This is a genomic window from Enterococcus spodopteracolus, from assembly GCF_030441955.1.
Taxonomy (GTDB): Bacteria; Bacillota; Bacilli; order Lactobacillales; family Enterococcaceae; genus Enterococcus_B; species Enterococcus_B spodopteracolus.
Genome location: NZ_JARJHD010000006.1, coordinates 101,070 through 126,639 on the forward strand (window position 1 = coordinate 101,070; position 25,570 = coordinate 126,639).

General features: G+C 38.3%; 20 protein-coding genes and 1 riboswitch. Of the genes, 10 read left to right on the top strand and 10 right to left on the bottom strand.

What is annotated here, in order from left to right:
- The first annotated feature begins 174 nt into the window (after positions 1–174).
- Positions 175–531 (top strand): YxeA family protein, encoded by a 357-nt coding sequence (locus P3R27_RS09165; protein ID WP_200868957.1) that lies wholly within the window; start codon positions 175–177, stop codon positions 529–531.
- Positions 532–682: 151 nt separating this feature from the next.
- Here P3R27_RS09165 and P3R27_RS09170 read toward each other — a convergent pair whose 3' ends face one another.
- Positions 683–1,687: a nucleoid-associated protein gene (locus P3R27_RS09170; protein ID WP_034688053.1), complete on the bottom strand. Its 1,005-nt coding sequence runs from the start codon at positions 1,685–1,687 to the stop codon at positions 683–685.
- A 159-nt stretch (positions 1,688–1,846) separates the two neighbouring features.
- Here P3R27_RS09170 and P3R27_RS09175 point away from each other — a divergent pair, with 159 nt between their 5' ends.
- From P3R27_RS09175 to P3R27_RS09185, 3 genes are all read left to right on the top strand, one after another.
- Positions 1,847–2,698 carry an aldo/keto reductase gene (locus P3R27_RS09175; RefSeq protein WP_034688055.1) on the top strand — a complete coding sequence of 284 codons (852 nt, stop codon included), beginning with the start codon at positions 1,847–1,849 and terminating at the stop codon, positions 2,696–2,698.
- 22 nt (positions 2,699–2,720) lie between these two features.
- Positions 2,721–2,966, top strand: a complete 246-nt coding sequence (locus P3R27_RS09180; RefSeq protein ID WP_034688057.1) for a hypothetical protein — start codon at positions 2,721–2,723, stop codon at positions 2,964–2,966.
- A gap of 310 nt (positions 2,967–3,276) precedes the next feature.
- On the top strand, positions 3,277–4,017 hold the full coding sequence (locus P3R27_RS09185; protein WP_034688058.1) for a hypothetical protein: 741 nt from the start codon (positions 3,277–3,279) through the stop codon (positions 4,015–4,017).
- 121 nt (positions 4,018–4,138) lie between these two features.
- On the opposite strand, the gene P3R27_RS09190 is transcribed toward P3R27_RS09185, so the two are convergent.
- From P3R27_RS09190 to P3R27_RS09205, 4 genes are all read right to left on the bottom strand, one after another.
- A complete protein-coding gene (locus P3R27_RS09190) occupies positions 4,139–5,740 on the bottom strand; it encodes a phosphatase PAP2/LCP family protein (RefSeq protein WP_034688060.1) in 1,602 nt (533 codons plus the stop codon).
- Positions 5,741–5,760: 20 nt separating this feature from the next.
- Positions 5,761–6,900: an FtsW/RodA/SpoVE family cell cycle protein gene (locus P3R27_RS09195; protein ID WP_034688062.1), complete on the bottom strand. Its 1,140-nt coding sequence runs from the start codon at positions 6,898–6,900 to the stop codon at positions 5,761–5,763.
- Positions 6,890–8,035 carry an FtsW/RodA/SpoVE family cell cycle protein gene (locus P3R27_RS09200; RefSeq protein WP_034688064.1) on the bottom strand — a complete coding sequence of 382 codons (1,146 nt, stop codon included), beginning with the start codon at positions 8,033–8,035 and terminating at the stop codon, positions 6,890–6,892. The genes P3R27_RS09195 and P3R27_RS09200 overlap by 11 nt, the downstream gene beginning before the upstream one ends.
- Positions 8,036–8,119: 84 nt before the next feature.
- A riboswitch (M-box (ykoK) riboswitch) is annotated at positions 8,120–8,287 on the bottom strand.
- A 393-nt stretch (positions 8,288–8,680) separates the two neighbouring features.
- Positions 8,681–11,119: a hydroxymethylglutaryl-CoA reductase, degradative gene (locus P3R27_RS09205; protein WP_126134021.1), complete on the bottom strand. Its 2,439-nt coding sequence runs from the start codon at positions 11,117–11,119 to the stop codon at positions 8,681–8,683.
- 455 nt (positions 11,120–11,574) lie between these two features.
- Here P3R27_RS09205 and P3R27_RS09210 point away from each other — a divergent pair, with 455 nt between their 5' ends.
- Positions 11,575–12,732, top strand: a complete 1,158-nt coding sequence (locus P3R27_RS09210; RefSeq protein ID WP_034690124.1) for a hydroxymethylglutaryl-CoA synthase — start codon at positions 11,575–11,577, stop codon at positions 12,730–12,732.
- A gap of 30 nt (positions 12,733–12,762) precedes the next feature.
- Here the strand turns inward: P3R27_RS09210 and P3R27_RS09215 are convergent, their stop codons facing one another.
- The gene (locus tag P3R27_RS09215) at positions 12,763–13,485 is read right to left on the bottom strand and encodes a class I SAM-dependent methyltransferase (protein ID WP_034690126.1); all 723 of its coding nucleotides are present in this window, start codon (positions 13,483–13,485) and stop codon (positions 12,763–12,765) included.
- A gap of 202 nt (positions 13,486–13,687) precedes the next feature.
- Complete coding sequence (locus P3R27_RS09220) at positions 13,688–16,354, bottom strand: cation-translocating P-type ATPase (RefSeq protein ID WP_034690128.1); 2,667 nt, start codon at positions 16,352–16,354, stop codon at positions 13,688–13,690.
- 336 nt (positions 16,355–16,690) lie between these two features.
- On the opposite strand from P3R27_RS09220, the gene cls reads away from it, so the two are divergent.
- A complete protein-coding gene (cls, locus tag P3R27_RS09225; RefSeq protein WP_034690130.1) occupies positions 16,691–18,142 on the top strand; it encodes a cardiolipin synthase in 1,452 nt (483 codons plus the stop codon).
- Positions 18,143–18,255: 113 nt separating this feature from the next.
- Here the strand turns inward: cls and thiD are convergent, their stop codons facing one another.
- The 3 genes from thiD to P3R27_RS09240 all read right to left on the bottom strand — a co-directional run bounded on the left by thiD (position 18,256) and on the right by P3R27_RS09240 (position 21,254).
- Positions 18,256–19,071, bottom strand: a complete 816-nt coding sequence (gene thiD / locus P3R27_RS09230) for a bifunctional hydroxymethylpyrimidine kinase/phosphomethylpyrimidine kinase (RefSeq protein WP_034690132.1) — start codon at positions 19,069–19,071, stop codon at positions 18,256–18,258.
- A gap of 149 nt (positions 19,072–19,220) precedes the next feature.
- Positions 19,221–19,661 carry a universal stress protein gene (locus P3R27_RS09235; RefSeq protein ID WP_034690134.1) on the bottom strand — a complete coding sequence of 147 codons (441 nt, stop codon included), beginning with the start codon at positions 19,659–19,661 and terminating at the stop codon, positions 19,221–19,223.
- A gap of 195 nt (positions 19,662–19,856) precedes the next feature.
- Entirely contained in the window at positions 19,857–21,254 is a 1,398-nt protein-coding gene (locus tag P3R27_RS09240; protein ID WP_034690136.1) for a glycoside hydrolase family 1 protein, read from the bottom strand.
- A gap of 153 nt (positions 21,255–21,407) precedes the next feature.
- Between P3R27_RS09240 and celB the strand changes: the two genes are divergently transcribed.
- From celB to P3R27_RS09260, 4 genes are all read left to right on the top strand, one after another.
- Positions 21,408–22,679 carry a PTS cellobiose transporter subunit IIC gene (gene celB, locus P3R27_RS09245; protein ID WP_034690138.1) on the top strand — a complete coding sequence of 424 codons (1,272 nt, stop codon included), beginning with the start codon at positions 21,408–21,410 and terminating at the stop codon, positions 22,677–22,679.
- Between the two features lie 307 nt (positions 22,680–22,986).
- Positions 22,987–23,709: a GntR family transcriptional regulator gene (locus P3R27_RS09250; RefSeq protein WP_023519447.1), complete on the top strand. Its 723-nt coding sequence runs from the start codon at positions 22,987–22,989 to the stop codon at positions 23,707–23,709.
- 251 nt (positions 23,710–23,960) lie between these two features.
- On the top strand, positions 23,961–24,938 hold the full coding sequence (locus P3R27_RS09255; RefSeq protein WP_034690139.1) for a ring-cleaving dioxygenase: 978 nt from the start codon (positions 23,961–23,963) through the stop codon (positions 24,936–24,938).
- A gap of 17 nt (positions 24,939–24,955) precedes the next feature.
- Positions 24,956–25,558, top strand: a complete 603-nt coding sequence (locus P3R27_RS09260) for an alpha/beta hydrolase (RefSeq protein ID WP_034690140.1) — start codon at positions 24,956–24,958, stop codon at positions 25,556–25,558.
- The last annotated feature ends 12 nt before the right edge of the window (positions 25,559–25,570 follow it).

Here is a 25,570-nt window from a genome sequence, read left to right on the forward strand (position 1 = left end):
TAAAATTCGATTATCGTAAAATGAACTTTTAAAAAAACTCTCTCAGAAAAATTAAGTATTTTATACAAAAAACACTAAATATGCCATAATTATATATAAATACGATAAATTTTGGACTTTCGATAGACGAATAACAGATTTTGTTGAATAATAGTATCCGAGGTGATAAAAATGATAAAAAAATTGATAGCATTATTGATTGTATTGGGAATTTTCCTAGGGGGAAGCTTTATCGCTTATGGTTATTTTTATGGCGGTGAAACTTATTATACGAAAATCACCACTAATGGAGAAAAAAAAGTCGAATCAGCTGATGATGGCATGAACATTTCAATTTATGTATATGATCAAAATGCATATAACACACAGGGCGAAGAAAAAGCCATCACCTTACGAGAAGCACGAGACCGTCCTTTGAAGATGGATGCCTATTTGAAACTACTAGTGAATCCACGTAAAGGCGTGATCAGTTGGGAAGAAGTGAAAGCACCTGACGTTCCTAAAAAAGCTTTAGAACAATTAGATCAATGATCGACAACTCTATACTCAAAACAAATAAATGGTGGTCTAGAAATAGCTCACTTACATTAAAGACATCCTCTACGAAGTTCTGAAGATTTTCGTGGAGGATGTCTTATTTCTAGGAGCTAGACACTTCTGTCCTAACTTCTACTAGCTAAGTTTATAAACGATTCAATACTTCATCAACATTTTTGATCATAACAGAGATCGTACCATCAGGATTATTAACAAATTCAATCAGATCCGGGTTACGATAAACGTCTACTGGTACAATCAATTCAATACCATTTGATAAACGGAATTTTTGTTTTCCAAATTTTTTCTCTGAGATTTCTTGTACTTCTCTCACTGGTGGTGCTTCTGGAATAAAGCCTTGTTCTTTGACTTCTTCTTGGAATGCTAACTTGGCAGTGATATTTTCTTTGAATACTTTCTCCGCGATCATTTCATGATCTAGCCGACCTTTTTCTTCGATCGTATCATACACAGCTTCTTTTAAGTCCGCCATGATATCGAACTCTTCTGTTTCAAACTTTTTGCCTAGCTGTTTCGCCACTTTTTTTATCACTTTGACATTGTCTTCTAAAGAGGGTGCCGGGACACTCTCGATCACCTTACCCGAAAAGTACCATTCTTTTTTACCAGAGAACTCATAGCGTTTTTCAATCAACTCATACGTCAGATCTGTCAGATTGACTGCTAATGCTTCATCTGCTTTTTGAGATTTTGAGCCAAGGATTGCTCGGTTCAAAATCAAACGGTTGTCAATACCAGCTTCATCTGCTTCCACATAGTGAGTATAAGCATCACGATAATTCACTTTCAATAAAGCTAAATACATCACAGTGTCTACTTCATACAAGACAACGAAAACATCTGCACTAGGTGCTTCCTCACTTTCTGCATAGATGTCAAACCACCGTTGGACTAAACGCTCACTTTCTTCGACAAAATTTTCTTGACACTGTTTCAAGTTTTGAGAAAATAGGCTTTCTTCAGTGAGTTGCCCTGTTTTGGTTTGCGCAGAAGAGATTTTTTGGATTTTCTTTTGTAGAAATTCCCTGACAAAATCTTTCGTAAGATCCAGTTCCTGTTGTGAAAATACAGGAGATCCTGTTTCTCGATCAATAATATGCAAAATTGCTTTTTTTAAATAGATATCCATCGTTTCATTCCTTTCTGCTCTAGTTTACGGAAAACCAAACAAAAATACCAGCGACAAAATGGAACGAACAAAAAAATATTTTATAACAAACAAAATACATTTCTTTTTTTAGAAAATAAGCTACACTTAAAGTGTACTAAAATCAAAGGAGCTGAAAGTATGAATTCACTAACATCTACTTACCGTTTATCAAATGGCTATGAAATCCCTGTTGTCGGTTTCGGTACTTGGCAAACCCCTGACGGAAACGTTGCTGTTTCCTCAGTTAAAGAAGCATTAGCTGCTGGTTATCGTCATATTGATACCGCTCAAGGGTACAAAAACGAAGAAAGTGTCGGACAAGCAATCAAAGAAAGTGGTGTTCCAAGAGAAGAGATTTTTTTAACGACTAAACTTTGGAACGAAAACCATAGCTATGACCTAGCAATGTCCTCTTTCGAAGAGTCCTTAAAAAAATTACAAACAGACTATGTGGATCTTTTCTTGATCCATTGGCCAAATCCAGTTTCTTTCCGTGAAAATTGGCAAGAAGCGAATGCCGAAACATGGCGTGCTTTTGAAGAGTTATACGAAGCTGGAAAGATCAAAGCAATCGGTGTCAGCAACTTCTTACCGCATCACTTAGATGAACTTGCAAAAACAGCAAAAATCATGCCAATGGTCAATCAAGTATTTCTTGCTCCTGGCGAATTGCAACCACCTGTAGTTGAGTACGCGAAAAAACATGAGATGGTCCTTGAAGCATATAGCCCTCTTGGCACTGGTAAAATCTTCGACGTCACAGAAATGCAAGAGATTGCCGAAACACATAACAAGAGCGTTGCCCAAGTAGCCCTACGTTGGTCATTACAACATGGTTTCTTACCATTACCAAAATCTGTCACACCAAGCAGAATCAAGGAGAACACTGAATTATTTGATTTTGAGCTATCAGAAGAAGAAATGAAGACGATCGACCAATTAGATGGTGTCGTTGGCAAAGCAAAAGATCCAGATACTACACAATTTTAAAGGTAAGGGATAGTGATATGCTATGAACCCCGTGGACCGCTTAAATCATTTATCTGAAAAAGTGACGCAGACATTTGATTCAGATTTCATCTTTTTGATCCGCCCAGAAAAAATCCAGCATTTTCCTGCTCGAAATTGGACAAGGGATGAAAAAATTGCGGAAATAAAAAAACGCTTGGATCATTCATTGATGACAATGCAATGGCAAGGACATGAGGTCATCTATTCACCAGAACTAGTTACCTTTGCCTTATTGCCAAAAAAATAACTAGATTAGGGAGCATTAGCCAATGGCCTTTTGCTCCCCTTTTTGAGCGATTGGAACAGAAGTATTTAGCCTCGAGAAATAAGGCGATATCTACGAAAATTGTTCGTCAAATTTTTGTGGATGTTGCCTTATTTCCCGGAAATTTACTGCTGTTCCCACCGTTTATTCAGTTTTGACATATGTGAGAGATCAATTATCTTACTCAATTTTTGTTTTTCCATCGAAGTAATAAAAGTTTTTTCTTGATAAACCTTTTCATTTGCTCGTTTTTTTCTTATAATCGAAAGGGTATGAATGAAGGAGAGTATTTATGAAGAAAAAACAAAAACAAAAATTATTAAAACAATTCCGTCCTTCTTTAGATGGAATTCGCACGCAATTATTCCGTTCATTGGAAGAAGAAAGTTTACGCCGTTATGGTCTACCATTGCAAGTCATGCTTGATCCTAAAAACCGTCAAGTCTTAATCATTGGCTTAGCAGGACAAGCAAATGAAGATACACGCATCAATGTACCAATCGACGATAACTTTACTGCTGTCTTGAAACGTATTCGTTCTGGTGAAGCAACGATTTTTGAACGTTTCCGTGACAACCTATTGATTGAGATCGTTTCTTACTGGAATGATCAACGCATGAAAAAAGATCAACCAACGGCTCAACCTGTGGCGACACCAGTCACTAATGACGCGTCCGTAAAAGAAACACCAACAAAAGAAGTTGAAAAAGTTGAGACAACTTCTCAATCAGTCAGTGAAGAAGCAACAACTGCCAAGAAAACAAGTGATGAAAAAGCATCAACCGATTCTTTGACTTTCGATGATTTTGCAAAACAAGTAGCAGAATATCCGAAATTCACTGCTGAAAAAACAGCAGATGCTGTAGTGATCAATGAAACAGTCAAAGATGACACACGAAAATTAGCAGAGATCTCTTTGTCTGCTGTCAATGAATTTACGATCGAAAAAGCTTTAGAACGTAAATACAAAGTGAAATTGACATTAGTGCCATTGATCGAACAATTTGCCGCTACACCGATTAACGAAAGATAAACGCAAGCAAATAGATTGCATGATGATTTTTACCTAAAAAAGCAGCTGAAATGACGATCATCGTTCATTTCAACTGCTTTTTTATCATTTATAAATGTAAAATAGAGAATATCGATTGTTCCTATTGTTGCGCTGCGTTCTTCCCTGTTGTTTCTAATTGCTCTTGCACTAACTGCATCACTCTCATCCGTTCCTCATCTGGTATCTTCTCATAGTAGATCCCTGCTTCTCCCAAGATGCCATCACCAATATATTGTTCACCTTTCAACTGATGGTTTGTGATATTGGATAATGCCGAATGGTATTCATTCATCATTCCGAGCATTTCATCTAAGGACATATCCGTTGTCCCATTTTCACCGACTACCTCTAAAAGCTGGCGATAATTGAATAAACTTTTCACAGATAAGAACTCGTTGACTAAAATATTGACGACTTCCCTTTGCCTTTTCTGTCGCCCATAGTCATCTTCAGGATCTTCTGCTCGCATGCGGGCATACTGTAATCCTTCCCAACCATTTAATTCTAGCGTTCCTTCTGGATAATGGATGTCTTCTGCTGTAAACTCAAACGCATTATTTACAGTGATTCCTCCCACAGCATCGATCAACGCTTCTAATCCATCCATATTCAATGACACATAGTGATGAATCGGTATATCAAGATATTGTTCAACCGTATCCACCATCATGTCGATACCACCGTAAGAATGGGCATGATTGATTTTATCAACCAGTCCATCCATATTGGCAATTTCTACGAAAGAATCTCGAGGGATACTCGTGATCGTCGTTGTTTTCTTTTGATTATTCAATGTAACCAACATGATCGTATTTGCACGATAGTCCGTTTTTCTAATTGAATTATTGGCGATACCTAAAACTAAAATACTGACTGGCGTATCTTTTTCCCGCTGAACGGTTTCTCTTTGTAACGGTTGTTGCATCGAAGTCACGGTCTGCCTGGCATCGTAGTAAAAGCGAACCCCATACGCAACTGCAGAACCTACTAACAGGAAAAGAAATGCCATAATAGACAATAAAACTTTTTGTTTTCTAGTGAATATTCGTTTTTGTTGGTGCTTTTTTCTTACTGCTTTTTCAGTGATAAAAGAGAAAAACAGACTATAGCATAAGAAAACAACTGAAAAACTCAGTAAAAAACCTGCTAGGATATCGCTAGGATAATGTACTCTCAAATAAATTCTAGAACTAGCAATCAATAATGGATAAAGTGCCCCCACCCATACTAGTTTATTTACCCTTTTCTCATGATAAATAATGTACATGGTGATCAAAAATACTAGGAATAGTGTCATAGACAAAATTGAATGACCACTTGGAAAAGAGTAAGAAGATCTAGGGATCAATTGCTCCACATCAGGTCGTGTCCGCTGGATAGCTTGTTTCATCACATAGCCAATCAAACTAACTGTCAAAACCATTAAGACTTGCCAAATGGCTAATTTATGGTACTGTTTCCGCCAACTAAAAATTGCAAGCAATCCTGTGAAAAATAAAGTAGGAATAATCGTTGCTAGCTTTGCAAAATAACTAAAAAATGTTGTTAATACTGGGAATTCGATTAATCGCTCCTGTTGATAAATGGCTAAATCGAGTTGGTTGAATAAGGTGTTTTCTGTCATAACTAGTGTGGTTAAAGTCGTCAATAAGACAAATGATACGAATGCTACCACCAATGTTCCTTTTGGCATCTGTTTCATAATAACTTCCCTTCTACTTCTCATTCATACTTTTTAAATCCTAAAATAATGCCTAAACCACAGCCAATAACCAAGAGGGAAGTTCCTCCTTGACTTAAAAATGGTAAAGGAATCCCTGTTAATGGGAGTAGACCGATCGCAGCTCCAATATTTTCAAACACTTGGAATAACAAACCAAATACGAAGACAATCGCAAAATACACATTTCCTTTATTATTTGTTTCGATTGCACTATAAATGATTTGGTAAAAAAGATAAAAATATAAAAAGAGCACAGAAACACTTCCTAAAAAGCCAAATGTTTCAGCAATCACTGTAAAGACCATATCTGATTCACGAACGGGCACATAGATAGGATTGATTGATTCAGCCCTGCCACTAAACCCACCTGCCCCGATAGAAAGTAAACTTTGTGATTGTTGATAACCAATCGATTGGCTATATGCAAATGGATCAACCCATGCGCGTACTCGATCTAACTGATAAGTCTTAAAATTCAGACGATATAAAATCTGGTGTCCGTATTCAGTAAAAACTAAAGCAATCAAAATGGCCCCGAGAATAACTAAAATCGAGGTTATTGCCGTCATGATCTTCCAATGTACCCCAGCGATCATGAATAATGCCCCCAAGCATATGACAAAAACCAAACTTGTTCCAAAATCTTTTTGCATGTACATCAATAAAAAGGTCGGTAAACTAACCAGTAATATCTTTCCTACATAAAATAAATCAGTTTTAACGGTTCGTTGCTTCACCTTTTGCTCATAAATCAAGGTCAAATAAACCACCACTAAGATAAAGGTGAGTTTCACTAATTCAGAAGGTTGAAATGAAAAGCTGCCAATTCTAAGCCAACGTTTGGTGCCTGTGAGTTGAAACATCACCGGATCATAAAACTGATACAACAGACCCATCACAAAAAGTGAAAAACCATAAAGATAAGGAGAATATCTCAACAATACGACTGTTTTAACTCGTTGTGTTAGAAACAACAGTCCGACCGACATCAAGCAAAACACGATTTGTCGAAGCACGACTCCTCGGACTGGAACTTGGTCATAAACCGCTGCCCCATATTGCACACCGACACTTAATAAATATAAAAGAAAGATTGGTAAAAATAATGCATAGTTGAATTCATTTATTTTAAATTTCATTTTGCTTACCTCGTGAGGACAATTTCAGGCAAACGCCCAAAAGCATGGATAAAATCAAATAACTTGATCCTCCATAACTAATAAAAGGAAGCGGAATACCTGTCATTGGGATCATGCCACTGATACTTGCAATATTGATACTTGTCTGTAGCAATAACAGCATCCCTGTTCCCAAATAAATCAACCCGATTTGCTGATTTGGCTCATTCGCACTCAAGACAAATAAGCGCAAAATAATCGAAAATACCATTGCTAGAATTAGTAAGCCCACGATCAGCCCTAACTCTTCTAAAATAATCGAAAAAATAAAATCAGTCTCGGCTACTGGTAAATAGCCCTTTTTGGTAATACTATTTCCCAGCCCTAATCCAAAAAGCCCACCGTTGTACATTGCATAATAAGATTGGCTCATCTGAAATCCTTTTCCATAAGGATCTAAAAAAGGATTAAAAGCAATGCTCAAGCGATCATAAGTATGAGCAAAAATACTTGGTAATAGGTCATTTTGCCCTAGTAAATAAATGATGCCGCCAAGGAACAAAAAGAGACTGAACAGTCCTGCAAAAAACAATAAAATATAGCGAACTGGTAATTGAACAGTCGTGATCATGATTGCAGCTAAGATGATCAATAAGATCGCACCAGCTACTTTTGGTTGGAATAAAATCAGTAGAGAACATAAAGCGATGATAAAAAAGGGTTTTTTTAATTCATTCAATGATTGCTTGGGTTTTCTAAAATAATAAGCTAAATAAAAAATCATACCGACATTGACAATTTCAGCAGGTTGAAATTGAAAACCTGCAATTGAGATCCATCTTTGCGCGCCACTGATATTGACACCAATCCCAGGTACCTTTGTCAAGATCAGCCCCACGATACCGATTCCCATCATTATTTTTACGATTCGATGATTGAGTATAAATGCAGGTTTCACTCGGTAAATGAAAAAAATCATTGCCCAACTAAGTGCTACAAATACCATTTGTCGAACTAAAAGTTGATTTGTACTTTGATTGAATGACATCAAACGGAATGTACTCGCACTATAGATCATCAATAATCCTATTACACTGATCAACAGATATGGTACGAGCAAATACAAATCTATTTTTCTTATGTCTTTTACACCCATCCTATATTTCTCCTTTGTGTTACAGCGGAGATACGTCACTTACCCATCTTGAATAAAAAAAGCCAAACGAAAAAAACGATTGGCTTTTCAGTCTCATCGTGTGAGTTTTGACACTAAACAACGTAAAGATTTCTCTTAGCTATCTTATGAAGAGCCTTAATCCGACAATTCCTGTTTTACACATTGGCGTCTTTCGACGTTTCTGCGCAATAGCCTATGTTTGTTTAGGAGTCTCGCCTAACAAGTTATTCTATTTGAGGAAAAGTATACCTGTTAGATTATTTATTCACAAGAGAACCTCAAATAAGCTTAAAAAACTTTAGCTTTTTTTAATGTTATATAAATTATTTTTAAAATTTAATAATATACGTTCTATATTTTTTAGATCAGAGTATGTAAAAAAACGTAACAGAAAACCTTTAATCGACAAGGTCTGTTACGTTTTTTTACATATTATACAACCTCACAAAAAATGAAAATAGCATAAAAAGACGTGATGGCCTCTTATGAAAAAAATAAATTTTAGATTATAGATCCTTCATACTTAGCATAGGCATTTTTTTATGTGTTTCGAGAGAAATGTTATAATAGTGAAAATTATTTGTCATTTTCACTCAGCTACTATGACCATTTCGCAAATTATTCCTAGTTTTTGCTTGCCTGGATAGCTTCTAAGGCAGCTAGTGCGCTTTGTTGGTTGATCGTTCCTGATTCCCTAAGCTTTGCGGCAACTCCCTCGATTTCGTCCCCTTTGGCACCAACTGTGATTGCCAATGCTCTCGCTTGTAAGGACATATGTCCTTTTTGGATACCGTCACTAACAAGTGCACGCAGTGCCGCCAAGTTTTGTGCTAAACCAACAGCTGCAATCACTTGTGCCAATTCTTGTGCAGAATCAATTGCCAACATATCTAAAGAAGCTTTCGCTTTCGGTAAGACTCGGGAAGCGCCCCCTACTATCGCAACAGCTAAAGGAACCGTCAATTTCCCTACCAAATGATCTTCCTTGATTTGCCAGTCAGTCAACCCTTGGTAACTACCATTTCGAGCAGCATAAGCATGGATAGCCGCTGCGGCTGCACGTGTATCATTTCCTGTGGCTAAGATGATCGCTTCGATACCATTCATGATTCCTTTATTGTGGGTCGTTGCCCGATAAGGATCCAACTTTGCATATTCACTCGCTTGACGAATCTTTTCAGCAACCTGCTGACCTGTTTCTTTGTCCTTTGCCAATCGCTCAAAAGGAATCATACAAGTCGCGATCGCTAAAGATTCCGTCGCCAGATTACTCAAGATACTGAACAAGATTTCCTCTTCAGGGAACCATTCTTTGATACGAACCGCAACTCCCTCCAAAATCGAGTTGATGATATTCGCACCCATCGCATCTTTGACATCCACTAAAAAATCAAGTGAAAGATAGGCGTGCTCGCTCCCCATAAATTCTCGAGTAGAAATTTCTCGGACACCTCCACCACGCTTGACGATCGAAGGATAGCTTTCGTTTGCACAAGTGACCAATTCTGGTTTTCTTTCTTCAATGACTTCTTTGACTTTTCGATAATCACAACGACCAGTCAAGACGATTTGCCCACGCATCAATCGTTGCGGTATCTGAACGCTGATATCGCCACATATTTTTGCGCCATTGCTAGCTGCAGCAATTACAGAAGGTTCTTCCGTTGCCATAGGAATCCATTTTTTTTGACCGTTCACTTGAAAATTCAATGCGACACCTAATGGGATCTCTACTTGGCTGATTTGATTTTCAATCAAATGGTTGGCGATATCTTCTGTTAAAACAGATTCTTTAAAACCTGTTGCTTCTGCTTGAGAAATCACTTTTTCTTGAACTAATCGCTGTCTACGTTGTTCTGGCGTTAGTTCATAAAACTTTTTTTTTTCGTTATCACCAGTTTCTTGCAAATTAGCTTCCAAAAGAACAGCTAATCCAAGACCGCCACCAATACATAATGAAGCTACTCCGTATCGTTGATGCTGCCTTCTTAACGCATAGCCTAAAGTAGTCAAGATACGAGCGCCACTAGCACCAATTGGATGGCCTAACGCAATCGCACCACCATAAATATTGACTTTCTCTGACGAGAGGTTCAATTCACGATTCACAACGATCGATGACGCAGCAAACGCTTCGTTGATTTCAAATAGATCGATGTCGTCCAAGGAAAGCTCTGTTTTCTCCATCAAGGTATTGATTGCTTTGATTGGAGCTACCCCCATGATACTTGGATCGATACCAACTTCAGAGACTCCTTTGATCGTAGCTAAATACGGTAAGTCGTGAGCAATGGCATAGTCTTTAGACGCTAAGATCAGTACAGAGCCGCCATCGTTCAAAGGTGAAGCATTTCCAGCAGTAACTGTGCCGTCCTCCGCAAAAACCGTCCGTAAGGTGCTTAATTTTTCTAATGTACTATTTCCTCGCACCGCTTCATCCGTTGCAAATACTTCTTCATTACGTGAAATTGGAATGATTTCTTCCTTGAAGATCCCTGACTCGCTGGCTTTAGCTGCTTTTAATTGTGAAGCCAGTGCATATTGATCTTGCTCTGCTCTCGTCACAGAAAATTGTTTTGCCACATTTTCTGCTGTCAGTCCCATATGAGTATTGGAAAATGCATCGGTTAATCCATCATTGACCATACTTGAGATTTCTTCGATTTTCTCGTTTTCTGGATCGCTCACTTGGATCATCGGCGCTCTAGTCATGCTTTCCACACCACCGGCTATGATCAGATCCGCTTCACCTAGTTGGATCTGTTGACGCGCAAGGATCACTGATTTCATCCCAGATCCACAAACTTCATTGATTGTCATTGCCGGAACACTTACGGGGATTCCGCTATTGATCGCAATCTGTCGTGCAACATTTTGCCCATTCCCTGCTTGAAGCACATTTCCAAAAATGACTTGATTGATTGCTTCTTTATTTATCCCTGTTCGTTCAAGGATTTCTGTTGTAATGAATGTTCCCAACTCAACAGCAGAATAACTGCTTAAGCTACCACGATACTTTCCAATCGGTGTTCGTGCAGCATCTATAATAACGACTTCCTTCAAGTTAAGCCACCCGTTGCCAAAGTCTATAAATTTACTCATCCACGTATGATAAAAAACGCGACGGATTTATAGGTGTTACAATCTTTTGCGCAAACGGATTCCCTCCTTATTTCTCTTATATTTGCGAAAAATGTCACGCTGTAACCGACGAGACATTCTCCAAAACGTTTGTCTATATCAAATGGATAGAACAATGTGAATGGTTTCGTAAAAATTAAAATACACTTCTTATTAAATTGTATAAAAGACGGACAGTTGATCATCTTCTAACTGTCAAGTATCTCCTACAAAAATATACCATTCTTTACCGGAAATACAAATATAACATACACCTTTTAAAAAAAGCGTTATATTTTTTTACAAATCCTTAAAAATTAGCTTTTTTGTATTTCTTTTAGCGATTTTGTGATACTTTAATAAAGTAAGTTTTTTATCATGAGTAAAGAGGTGTTGAAATGAAAATAGGGATTGATCGTCTTTCCTTTTTTATTCCTAATTTATTTTTAGATATGACTGAATTAGCAAACAGACGTGGAGATGATCCTGCCAAATACCATATTGGGATCGGTCAAGATCAGATGGCTGTCAATCAAGTTTATGAAGACATCGTCACGCTAGGAGCAAATGCAGCGAGTAAAATCATCACAGAAGAAGATCGTGAGAAAATCGATATGGTCATTGTGGGTACCGAATCAGGCATCGACCAATCAAAGGCAAGTGCTGTGATCATCCATCATTTGTTAAAAGTTCAACCTTTTGCTCGTTCATTCGAAGTAAAAGAAGCTTGTTATGGGGGAACAGCAGCTTTGCACATGGCAAAAGAATATGTCAAAAATCATCCAGATCGTAAAGTCTTAGTGATTGCGAGCGATATCGCCCGCTACGGTCTAGCAAGCGGTGGTGAAGTGACTCAAGGTGTAGGTGCGGTCGCTATGATGATCACACAAAACCCTCGGATTCTTTCTCTTGAAGACCACAGTGTCTTTTTAACAGAAGATATTTATGACTTTTGGCGTCCAAATTATAGCCAATATCCTGTAGTAGATGGTCCTTTGTCCAACTCTACTTATATTGAGTCTTTCCAAAAAGTCTGGAATAGATATAAAGAAACAACAGGTCGAACACTTGCAGATTATGACGCACTTACCTTCCATATTCCTTATACAAAAATGGGGAAAAAAGCGTTACAAAGTGTGATTGAAGAAACAGATGAGGCAACGCAAAATCGTTTGATGGCTCGTTATGAAGAAGGCATCACCTATAGTCGACGAATAGGAAATCTATACACTGGTTCACTTTATTTGGGATTGATTTCTTTATTAGAAAATTCTCAAGTATTGAAATCGGGTGCCCGTATCGGATTATTCAGCTATGGTTCTGGTGCTGTGAGTGAATTTTTCACTGGATATTTAGAAGAAGGCTATCAAAACTTCTTATTCAAAGAAGACAATCAAGCGATGTTAGATAACCGTGAAGCATTGACGGTTGATCAATATGAAAAGATCTTCAATGAAACATTACCGGGAAATGGTGAAACAGCTGAATATCATTCAGATCTACCTTACTCGATCTATAAAGTTGAAAATGATATTCGTTTTTACAAAGAAAAATAATGAATGCAAAAAACTGACCTCGATCGTTGACTAATAGATAGTCAATAATCGATAGGTCAGTTTATTTGTACTCTGAATTGTCTCACTTTTTTTAAATAATTCTTGGAGAGCTGACTGGAAACGCGGATCATCTTGCATTTCTTCATAATAAGCCTGCAAAAATGAAGCCGTGACTTCTTCCCATGAATCATAAGTGAATTCAGTTATCTTATAAGAAAGGTGTTTCTTTGATAAATACGTCTCAAACCGATCCATAATAGTTGGCGAGGTGTGAGGGTCAGATTCCTCGATCCCTAAATGCCTTTCAAGGGGGACAAAGACATTATCTTCTGAGGAGACTACTCTTAGGATCAAACAAGCTCTCGTCGCTTTCCCACGCAGTTTTTCCAATTGTTCACAAGAAACCAAGGCGGGATTTGCTGCCGAAAAAACAACTTCATAGGTCTTCTCTTCTTGTAAAAAATTAGTAAAATCTTGTAAAATGAATTGGCAGTTATTTAGCCCCAGTACTTGTGCTTCATGTTCAGCATACACAAGCATTTCTTCTGAAAAATCAATCAACTCATATTGTTCTGTTTCTTTTGCTAACGGCAGATAACGTCCTGCACCACCGGCAACATCTGCGAATGAGACAGCTGGTAATAGATCCTCGCTTTTAAGATAAGCAACGACATCCTCTATGATCGTCGTACTTGATTCTTTTTGTGATTCGTAATAGTCTTTCGCAAAGGTATTCCATTCTTCTTTGTCCATTTGGATATTTCTCCTTTCATTTTCACTTTTCGGAATAAATATTTTTATTAGAGAAACGATGAGCTTTTTTCTTAGTATAAATCAAAATCCACGAAAATCGAAGAAACGATTCTCGTGGATTTTTTTTTGATTCGAAAGGCTTAAAACTATCTCATTTCATCGTTATTCGTAAGTGATAGATGAACTATTGTGTCTTTGATGATTATTTGTTGCCTTGTACACGTACCAAAATCATTTTAGTGATTTCCATCAACACAACCGTTACAAGCGCGATTCCGATACATGTGAAGACTTCAGTCAACCCAAATGCTGCTGGGATCGAGAAGACTTCTTTTAGTCCTGGGATCATCGCAATACAGTAAAGCGCACTACATACAGCAACTGCTAATAGGACACTGCGGTTTGAGAAGAAACCAGCTTGGATCGCTGTTTGTGTATTTGAACGGGCTGGGAATGTTTGCAATGTACGACACCAGATCAACGTTGTGAAGGACATCGCTACGCCAAATTCAGGTGAATGTTGCATTCCTAACCATTGAGCAAAAATAACTGCAATACCGATCAATACGCCACGATACGTCACAGAGATCAATGTTTTGTCCGTAAAGATACCTGAATTAGGATCTCTTGGTGGACGTTTCATTGTCGCTGGCTCTGCTTTTTCAGTTCCTAACGCGATTGCTGGTAATGAGTCGTTGACTAAGTTGATGAACAATAATTGTAAGGCTGTAAATGGATTTGACCAATCTGCAACTAAAGCAAAGATGATTGCGATGATCGCACCTAAATTTCCTGAGAACAAGTAAGAGATAGCCTTTTTGATATTATCAAAGACATTACGTCCTACTTCCACTGCACTAACGATCGATGCAAAATTATCATCTGTCAGAACCATTGCTGCAGCATCTTTGGCTACGTCAGTACCTGTACCCATTGCAATACCAATATCTGCTTGTTTCAAGGCAGGAGCATCATTTACCCCGTCACCAGTCATCGCAGAGATATGACCTTTTGTTTGCCAAGCACGCACGATACGGATTTTATTTTCTGGAGATACACGCGCATAAACCGTTACTTTTTCCAATACTTCATTCAATTGATCTTCTGATAGCTCATCTAATTCTGTACCAGTCAAGGCTTGATCACCTTCAGCAAAAATACCGATTTCTTTTGCAATAGCAACCGCAGTTGTTTTGTGGTCACCAGTGATCATGATTGTTTTGATCCCAGCACTTTTTGCTTCTTTGACCGCTTGAGTTACTTCATCTCTAGGCGGATCGATCATTGCCATGATCCCAACTAAGATTAAATCATCTTCATCATCAAATGATAATTCTAGGCTATTGATTGGTCGATAAGCAAAGGCTAATACACGCAATGCGCGTTTTGAGAATGCTTCGTTTTGTTCTTGGAATTTTTTTCTTAACTCATCTGTCATTGGCACGACTTCACCATTTACCAATGCTTTTGTACTGCGGCCAAACACGATATCTGGTCCACCTTTGACAAATAAGAATTGTTGATTGTCGATTTCATGTGCTGTTGACATCAATTTTCGATCCGAGTCAAATGGTAATTCTGCTTGTCTTGGATACATTTGGCGGATCTCGCGATAAGGTTGGTTCATTTTTTCACTGAAGTCAACAAAAGCGACTTCTGTTGGATCACCTAGTTTTGAACCATCTTCACTAATCGACGCATCATTTGCCAAGACACTGATCTCAATTAAACGACGCTCGTCCACAGACCAGTTTTTTGGATCATTTGAAAAATCACCAGTTGCCCCATTAGCTAAATAATAGTCAACAACCGTCATTTTATTTTGTGTCAATGTACCAGTTTTATCCGTACAAATGATACTCGTTGAGCCTAATGTTTCGACAGCTGGTAGTTTACGGATGATGGCATGTCGTTTGGCCATTTTATTGGTTCCAAGTGACAAGACGATCGTTACGATCGACTGCAATGCTTCAGGGATCGCTGCTACGGCAACCGCAACTGCAAACATGATGGCACTAACGATATCTGCCGTCATATCTCCTGTTCCGCCACCCATATAGATACGGAATAACTGGATACCTAAAATCACCAATGATAAGCCTAAAATGGCTAAACTTAACTTCTTACTGAATTTATCTAATCCACGTTGTAATGGTGTCACTTGTTCCGTTGTTGATTCTAATAAACCAGCAACTTCACCGATTTCTGTATTGTTTCCTGTAGCAGTTACTAAGAATTTCCCACGACCGTAAGTAATGATCGTACCACTAAAGACCATGTTCAAGCGATCACCGATCGGCACAGTCTGAGTAATTTCTACTACTTCTTTTTCTGCTGATGTCGACTCACCTGTCAACATTCCTTCGTCTACTTTTAATGAACCAGCTTCTAACAAACGTCCATCTGCCGGTACATAGTCACCTGCATCAAGTAAAACAATATCCCCAACCACTAATTTATTCGCCGGAATCGTCATTTCTTTTCCGTCACGAATCACTTTTGCATCTGGAGCAGAAAGGTTTTTCAATGCTTCAAGTGAACCTTCTGCTTTTTTCGTTTGGATCACACTGATCACTGAGTTCAACATCAACACGGCAAAGATAACGAAAAATTCGATATAGTCACCCATCACCATTTGAATCAATGCAACAACTAATAACACAATTACCATAGCGTCTTTAAAAGTTTCGAGGAACAGTTTCCAAGTTGGCTTCTTCGGTGCTTCCTTCAGTTGGTTCAAGCCGTCTCTTTCTAATTTTTCCTTTGCTTGCGTACTACTCAACCCATCAGGTGAGCTTTGCGTTTGTTGCATCAACGTGTCGATTGATTCTTTGTAGACCGTTGATTGTGCGTGTTCCTTGTTTTCCAAATTTCATCCCCCATTTTAGTTATTGTTTCCGCTATCGCCTGAAAAAAAAGAGACCTAAGACAAATACGGATTTGTCTTAGGTCTCACCATTTCATACAATACCAGAAAACCATTTGGTTAACTTACTGTTGATATTATCACAACAAATGTTGTCGGTTACTCCCCTAAGGAGATATTCAACTGTACATTTATCCTACATGATTTATTTTTAAATTGCAACAACTTTCGCTTATCCTCTTGATATTTTCAAAAAATTTCCACCTTTGTTTTCTTGTGAATATGCTTCTCTCCTTTCTCATGCTATACTAGTGTTATTATATAAAGGAGGATTCACTCGTGGTAGGAAGCATTATTACTTTTTTATACGTATTGAACGCACTTATTGCTCTTGTAACTATCTTGATCAAACCTCGTGACGTCGCAGCAATCTGGGCATGGTTACTTGTTTTATTTGCTTTACCTGGTTTTGGTTTTATTCTCTACCTTTTCTTTGGCCGCGGCTTGACCGACAAGAAAAAATTCTATCTGCGTCAGAGTGATTTAACAGAACTGGAAAATTTCCAAGATTTCAAGGGGGATACCTTGGAACATTATGATCCCATCATCCAAAATGAAGATCATCAGCATTTCGTTGATTTCTTTTCATCCTTGAATCAAATGCCACTCACACGAAAAAATGCCGTCACTTTACTGACAGACGGTCAAGAAAAATTAACAGCCGTCCTGAAAGATATCGAAGCAGCTGAGCATTCGATCCATATCGAATATTATGCCTTCGTTACTGACAACATCGGCCAACAAATCTTGAAAGTTTTGGAAAAAAAAGCAGCGGAAGGTGTCGAAGTCCGTTTACTCTATGATGCCTTTGGCTCCCATGGCACCAAAACAAAAGATTTTAAAAAATTAGTCGAAAATGGTGGTCATGTCCACACGTTTATCACTTCACAGCGGGCACTTCTACGCTTTCGTCTGAATTATCATGACCATCGGAAAATCATTGTTGTTGATGGCAAGATCGGATACACAGGTGGTTTCAACATCGCCAATCAATATGTCAACCACACCAAAAAATTTGGCTATTGGCGAGATACGCATATTCGTATTTGTGGAGCCGCTGCCTCTTTATTACAGCTTCGCTTTTTGATGGATTGGAATGTCTCTGTTCCAGATCAAAAAAAAGTCGGCTATCATTTAGATTATTTCTTTAAAGCAGAGAAAGAAGATCAGGATCAACTATACCAAACATCGATTCAACTTGTGTCTAGCGGACCGAACAATGAACGGGAACAGATAAAGTTATCCTTTATCAAGCTGATCAGTTCGGCAAAAAAACGTGTATGGATCCAAACACCTTATTTAGTGCCTGATGAAAGTGTGATTGCTGCGTTAAAAATCGCTGCCGCTTCTGGCGTAGAGGTGAAAATCATGATCCCTAACAAACCAGATCATCCTTTCATCTACCGAGCAACTCAGTACTACGCTCGCCAATTGATCAAAGAAAATGTACAGATCTTAGTTTATGAAAATGGTTTTTTACATGCGAAAACATTGATCATGGACGACGAAATCTGCATAGTCGGATCAGCGAACCAAGATATTCGTAGTTATCGTTTGAATTTTGAAAGTAGTGCAATCATTTATGATCCAGCCTTCTTGCAACAACTAGCCGACCAATTTATACTTGATGAACAAGCAAGCAATCCGATGACTACTGAAACAGTCAAAGAAATGTCAAATTGGTTGTTGTTCAAACAACAAATCTCCAGACTATTCTCACCGATTTTGTAACCCTAGATCGTTAGAAGAACAATAAATGATAAGCTGGCTTGCTCAAACTATTTTGAGCAAGCCAGCTTATTTTTTAGTCCATAGTTTGAATCGTTCAAACAGGTATGGCATTCTTAGTCGATCGTATTTGCTGCCCAATGATTGATTGGACCATATTTATGTCCAATAAAAAGTTCTTCTTTGATTGCTTGATTGACATATTGTTTCGCGATACGGATTGCTGCTTCCACCGTTTCTCCTTTTGCTAATTCAGCAGCAATACACGCAGACAAAGAATCACCTGTTCCATTGATGCGATCTGTTGCATAAAATGGTGCTTCTAACCAAAATGTTTTTCCTGACGCTAAACGAACATAATCCCTCACGGTTTGTTGATTGGAATCACTAGTATGATGTCCTTTGATCAGAACATTTTTGGGTCCCAGTTCTTGGAGGTTCTTAGCCGCTTTTTCATAGTCTTCTTCTGCTCTCAATTTGAGACCAGTTAGTTTTTCGGCTTCATAAAAATTAGGAGTCACTACTTCTGCCAATGGCAGTAATGCTGTTTTTAATGTAGTCAATGCTTCTTCTTCCAATAATTGATTGCCATGTTTCGTCATGATGACTGGATCAACGACCAAGGGACCAAAATCATACCTTTGGATATTTTTGACCACGGTATTGATCAATGTCGCATCTGCTAACATCCCAGTCTTTGCTGCTTTGACTTGGTAATCATCTGCAAGCAGTTCAAATTCTTTATCGATAAAATTCGTAGGTAAAGGAACACTTGCACCGATTCCATAAGAATTTCCAGCGACACAAGCAGTCAAAACAGATACCCCATAGACCTTTCTTGTAAAAAACGTATGCAAGTCTGCTTGCATCCCTGCACTTCCATCGCTATCTGATCCAGCGATTGTCATTACTTGGACATATTGTTGTTCCATTTCATCCATCTCCTATTTGAAATACGTTTGTCTTGTTTATCCTACCGCATTTTCTGCTGAAAAACAAAAAAGGATGCGCAATGAATCATGCAGCATCCTTAAAAACGGATAAATCATATGTTAAAAGTAAATAGTTCGAACATAATCTTCTATTTTACTACTAACACATTGCATTTCGCGTGATTTACCACATAAGAAGTCGTTGAACCAACCAATGCACGTTCAACGGCGTTTAACCCAGTCGCCCCCATGACGATCAAGTCAATTGGCTCTTCTGACTCGTTGAAGTTTGCGATCAATGTTTTAGGATAACCGTATAACACATATGTTTTAATATCCGTCAAACCTTTTTCGATCGCTAGATTTTGATGTTCCTTCATTTGTTTGTCTGCCACTTCATCTAACTCTTCTTGTAAGCTTGTTGTGACAAAAGCAAAGTCCCCAAAATAATTTCCTGACACCTCATTTACATATAAGATGTGTAATTTTGCTTGATTTCGTTTTGCTGTTGCGATTGCTTCAATAAATGCTTTTTCTGATTTTTCTGAACCGTCGAGTGCTACTAAAATATTTTTATACGTGTCTAACATTGAAACCGCCTCCTTCTTTTCTTTTAGTGTAGCACGATTAGAAACGAAGAACAATTCTTATGGATATGGTTCAAAAGCCTATGACTCCAACAGAAAAAATAAGGCAGAAAATCTACTTTTTAGATTCACCGCCTTATTTCAAAATAATTTATCCCATTCATTTAGTAATAAAATACTTGTTTTTTAAGCCACTAATTAAGCGTCAAAACCATTATTTGTTGCTACTTCTTTAAACCAGTGTCCTGATTTTTTGATCGTCCGTTTCCCATCTTGGTCTAGATCGACCGCGATAAAACCATAACGGTTTTTATACGCATTTGTCCATGACCAGTTATCCATACATGTCCACATATGATACCCTAAACAATTTGTTCCTTCTTGAATGGCTTGATGCACATATTTCAAATGATCTGTCACAAATTCGATACGATAATCATCTTCGATCATACCTTGTTCATTCACGTAGCGCTCTTCCCCTTCGACACCCATGCCATTTTCAGAGATAAAGCATTTGATATTGCCATAATTTTCTCTCGTATTCGTCAAGATATCATAGATACCTTTCTCATAAATTTCCCAACCACGATAAGGATTCATTTTTTTATTCGGCATATCGTAGTTATCAAAATAATCATCTGGTAACGGCGCACGATTTTTGTTGATCGGTGTTTCTTTTGCTTTGATCCGTCGTGGTTGATAGTAATTGATTCCTAATAGATCCACTTTATTTTCTTGGATGATTGTCAAATCGCCTTCTTCCATTACAGGCATGATATCCAATTCTTTGACGATATCGATCAACTCTTGTGGAAATTGACCTTTTACTGCTGGATCAAGGAATGAGCGATTGAAAAAGGCGTCCGCAATCGCCGCAGCTTTCACATCGTCCGTATTATTTTCGTCACGTGGATAACTTGGAGTCAAATTCAGGATAATACCGATCTCCCCATCTTGTCCTGTTTCATGGTAGATCTGAATTGCCTTCGCACTTGCCAAGTTTTCGTGGAAACCCACTTGAACTGCTTCTTTGAAGTTCACATGATTTGGATAATGAAACTGATAAAGATAGCCACCTTCTACAGGGACGATCGGCTCATTGTGCGTAAACCATTTCTTCACAAGATCTCCGAATAGCTCAAAACATGTTTTGGCATACTCAGCATAAGCATCAACAGTCTCTCTTACTAACCAGCCACCTTTTTCTTGTAAAGGCATCGGCATATCAAAATGGAAGAGATTGACGAAGGGTTCAATACCATTTTCAATCAGTTCTTCAAAATACGTACGATAGAAAGTGACTGCTTGCTCATTTATTTTCCCTGTACCACCAGGAAGCAAGCGACTCCACTGGATCGATGTTCGGAACGTATTATGACCAGTAGCTTTCATCAATGCGACATCCTCTTTATACTTCGTATAGACTTGAGAAGTCTTGCTTGGTCCTACTTGATTGAAAAACTTCTCAGGCTCCAAGTCGTACCAATGATCCCAAATATTTTCTCCTTTTCCATCTCCTGCTACACGTCCTTCTGTTTGTGGTCCACTAGCAGCTGAACCCCACCAAAAATTTTCTGGAAATACATAGTTTGTCATGTTTAGTCCCTCACTTAATTTTCTTTTGATAACGTAATCATACCAAACCTTAAAAATAAATCAATACTTTTTAAATAAATGACTAGACATTTAACAAAAATGAAGTTATACTCATTTTGTAATCGATTGCAAATTTAAATAGAGGTGAATAGAATGAACGGTTTTATGGATAAACTTGCTCAGAAAATCATGCCTTTAGCGAACCTACTAGGGCAAAATCGTTACTTGACAGTGTTACGGGATGCATTTATGTTGTCGTTTCCTTTAACAATGTTCGGATCGATTGTTGTCGTTTTCAATAACTTGCCTTTCTTTAGTGATGCGACTAAAGGAACGTTGTCTAGCTTATTTGGAAACGGACAAAATGCAACAATGAGTATCATGTCTGTCTTTGTTACTTTTGGTATTGGCTATTATTTATCTAAATCATATGATGTAGAAGGTATTTTTGGAGGTGCTGTCTCATTTGCCAGCTTCTTGATCTTAACACCTTTCGTCATGACAACTGTCGGTGGCGAAGAAGTATCAGGTGTGTTGACTCTTGATCGCTTAGGTGCAAAAGGAATGTTCATCGGTATGATCGCAGCTTTCATCGCAGGTGAAATCTATTGCCGAATCACTAAACGTGGTTGGCAGATCAAAATGCCTGCAAGCGTACCACCAGCTGTGACGAAATCATTTGCTGCGTTGATTCCAGCAGTGGTTACTTTAACTGTCTTCTTGATCATCAATGCAGTGATGACTGGTGTCTTCCACGCAAACTTGCATGATGTGGTTTACGAAGTTATCCAAAAACCATTGACTGGTTTAGGAAGTAGTTTACCTGCAACTTTAATTGCTCTATTCTTTGTACAATTCTTATGGTTCTTTGGTCTTCATGGTCAAATCATTGTCAACTCTGTGATGGACCCGATTTGGAACACACTAATGCTTGATAACTTAGAGGCATATCAAAATGGTCAAGAATTGCCACACATCATCACGAAACCATTTATGGAAACATTCACTGTCGGAATCGGTGGCTCAGGTATGACTTTAGCAGTTGTACTATTGATGGCCTTTGTTTTGAAGAAAAAACAATATCGTGATGTCGGTCGTTTAGCTCTTGCACCAGGAATCTTCAACGTGAATGAACCAGCAATTTTTGGTTTACCGATCGTATTGAACGCAACTATTTTGATTCCTTGGGTTGTCGCACCATTAGTCGTAACAACGTTCAACTACCTTGTAATGGCAGCAGGTATCGTACCAGCGCCTACTGGTGTCTCCGTTCCATGGACAGTGCCAATCATCGCGAGTGGTGTCTTAGCCACAAACTCATGGTTAGGTGGCTTACTCCAAGTGATCGATTTTGTGATCGTTGCAGTTATCTGGTATCCATTCTTGATGATCTTAGATAAACAACCTGATTTGGATGTTATTTGATCCGATACTAAAGGAATGTAGTATTTGAAGTTGAAATAAACATATTCACGAACAATAATCAAAGAAGCATCCACGAAAATTTGCTCGTTGCATTTTCATGGGTGCTTCTTTAAGTTTTGAAACATACATAAATTGGTATTTCATTGATTGCAATGAGCAACTGTTCTCTATAAATAAAACATTAGTCAGCTATTTCCTTTACCAAAATTAAATAGTAAATTCTCTGATAAAGCTATCCGCACTTCTCATGCTTTTATTGGTTGTCGGCGCTATGATCTTTCGTTATACTCAAAGTGAGGTGAAAAACGTGCCAAAATATGAAGAAATTGCAAATGTTCTAAGAGATCGAATTCGTTCAAAAAAATATCCACCAAATAGTTTTTTACCAAATCAGGTGGATCTAGTCGAAGAATTCAATGCTAGTCGAATGACGATCAAAAAAGCCATCAACATCTTAGCCATGGAAGGACTCGTTTATTCCCAAAGAGGGTCTGGAACTAAGATTTTAAGTCATCCTTATTTAAACAAAGATACTTCTCCAGCCAATGAATACGAAGGATTAAGTTTACAAATGAAACGCCGACAACGCTCGCTGACTAGTCAGATCATTCAATTCGATGTTGAGTTTCCTAATGCTTTTATTCAAGAACGCTTGATGATCGATGCGGAACAGCCTGTGTACAATATTCATCGCCTACGTATCTTAGATGATGAACCGTATATTCTAGAACATACTTTTATGCCAGTTCAACTTGTTCCAGGATTAAAGAAAGAGCATCTCCTATCATCGATCTATGATTATTTGCATAAAGAACTCAATGTCCATTTTGCCGGAGCCTATCGCGCGATCTCAGCAGATAAAAGCTCTGCGTTTGATCAACAATATTTGAATTGTGCAGAGACCGATCCAGTTCTTGAAGTCCAGCAAGTAGTCTATCTAAAAGATGGTCAACCCATCGAGTATTCCTCAAGCCGCAATCGCTTTGATGTCCGTAACTATTCACTGTTGGATGTCCGTGGAAATCAATAAGCATTCTGACTTTTCCTATAGTCATTTCATCTAAGCAACGTCTACGATCTTACTATCGTGAGCGTTGCTTTTTTATATCGTCTTAGCTGACTACACCTCTCCCACTCATTAAATCGAGCGAACAATATTCCAGAAGCAACCTCTCTTTCAACTAGCAAGACATATTTATTGCAAAATTTTTGGTGACGCCCTATACTAACTTTAATAACATTTACTTACTTTTTGTAAGTTAGAAGAAAAGAGGATAAATTATGGATACAACAATCAGAGGCGTCCACCATGTGACAGCAATGACATCTAGTGCAGCAAAAATCTATCGCTTCTTTACAGACATTTTAGGCATGCGTTTGATCAAAAAGACAGTGAATCAAGATGATATTGAAACTTACCACTTATATTTCACCGACGAACATGGCTCTGCCGGTACAGATATGACTTTTTTTGATTTTCCTAATCAGCCAAAAGGAACGAAAGGAACGGACACGATCGCGCGCACTTCTTTTCGTGTTCCATCCGATACAGCATTAGACTATTGGTTGGCTCGCTTTGAAAAATACCAGATCACTCATTCTGAGATCAAAGAACGTTTTGGTAAGAAATATCTTGAATTTGAAGATTTCGATGAACAAGCGTATCAATTGATTTCGGATGAAAAAAATAGCGGCGTTCCTGCGGGTATTCCTTGGAAAAACAGTAGTATACCGACAGATGTGGCAATCACTGGACTTGGTCCGGTCATCGTACGTGTGAGTGATCTTGAGCCGATCCGAACAGTATTGCTTGCTTTACTCGGTTTTAAAGAAATCGAACAAGTGGATGATTTTTATTTATTTGAAGTCGGTGCTGGTGGGAACGGCGCTAGTATCATCGTCGAACATCGTGCCGATCTACCAAAAGCCATTGAAGGGTACGGCAATGTCCATCACCTTGCTTTACGCGTCGCTGATCATGAAGCACTACAGTTTTGGATCAATAAAATTAGTCAAACGTCCCTACCTAGCTCTGGATTTGTTGATCGCTTTTACTTTGAATCTGAGTACTTCTTAGCTTCTACTCATGTCTTATTTGAATTAGCCACCGATGGCCCTGGATTCTTTGGAGATGAACCCGCTGAAACAGCTGGAGAGATCCTTGCTTTGCCACCATTATTGGAAGCAAAAAGAAAAGAAATCGAAGCATATGTTCGACCTTTTGACACGCGTGATGCGAACCAAAGACGGGTAGATTAATGACAGGAGTGAGTCATTTGAAGTATCTTTATAGACAAGGAAAAGCAACACAAAAAAAATTGATTCTACTTCATGGAACTGGTGGCGATGAGCACTCACTTTTGGAAATTGCAGCGTTTCTTGCACCTGAGAGTACGCTTTTATCCTTTAGAGGAAATATCAACGAGCAAGGGTTGAATCGTTTTTTCAAAAGAAACGGCTTGAACCAATTCGACTATGAGAGTTTAGCTGAAGAATCTACAAATCTGTATAATGAAATCAAGGAAATCAGTCACTTACAGGATATCCCATTAACTGATTGGATCGTTGTCGGTTTTTCAAACGGGGCAAATATTGCCGCTCATATCATGTTGGCTCAACAGACAGAACTAAAAAAAGGGCTCTTCTTTCACCCGATGTCCTTAGATGACTATCAGGAAAATTCAGAACTCCCTGACACTTCTGTCTGGTTATCCTTTGGCGAAGGAGATCCAATCGTTTCTAATACTTCCTTTAGCCAATTGGTTCGCGAATTTGATTCACGAGGCGCTAAAGTAACAACACAAATCACAGATCAAGGACATCAATTGACAATGGATGAGTTGACCCATGCCAAGCAATGGCTTGATACTATAGACTAATGCATAGCGTGT